The organism is Methylobacterium crusticola (assembly GCF_003574465.1).
Lineage (GTDB): Bacteria > Pseudomonadota > Alphaproteobacteria > Rhizobiales > Beijerinckiaceae > Methylobacterium > Methylobacterium crusticola.
In genome coordinates this window covers 1-503 of sequence record NZ_QOWC01000521.1, presented here as the reverse complement: position 1 = coordinate 503, position 503 = coordinate 1, and the positions used below count along the sequence as shown (strand labels likewise).

The 503-nt window shown below is 75.7% G+C and carries 1 protein-coding gene; it reads left to right on the top strand.

Features of this window, described 5'->3' with window-relative positions; genetic code table 11:
- Positions 1 to 503 (top strand): AMP-binding protein (locus DT057_RS35175; protein ID WP_162501634.1); only part of this gene is annotated, 503 nt, incomplete at both ends.

Below are 503 nucleotides of genomic sequence, written 5' to 3'. Positions count from 1 at the left end.
CGCCGGAGGCGCCTTCCTGCCCCTCGATCCCGCCCTCCCCCCCGAGCGCCTCCTCCACCTCGTCCGCCAGGCCCGCGCCACCCTCCTGCTCGGCCACAGCCGCCTCGCCCTCCCGCCCGCAACCCCGGCCCTCCTCCTCGACACCCTCGACACCACCTCAGAGCCCGACACCCCCCCGCCCCTCCAGACCCACCCCGGCCAGCTCGCCTACCTCATCGCCACCTCCGGCTCGACCGGGACGCCAAAGCTCGTCGCCGTCCCGCACGGTCCCCTCGCCGACCACGTGCGCGCCACCGGCGCCCTCTACGAGACCGGGCCCGGGACCCGCGAGCTGCACGTCCTCGCCTTCAGCTTCGACGGCGCCCACGAGCGCTGGATGGTCCCCCTCGCCCACGGCGGCGCCCTCGTGCTCAAGCCCGACGGCCTCTGGACCCCCGACGAGACCCTCGACGCCATGGACCGCCACCGCGTCACCCATGCCGGCTTCCCGACAGCCTACCTCC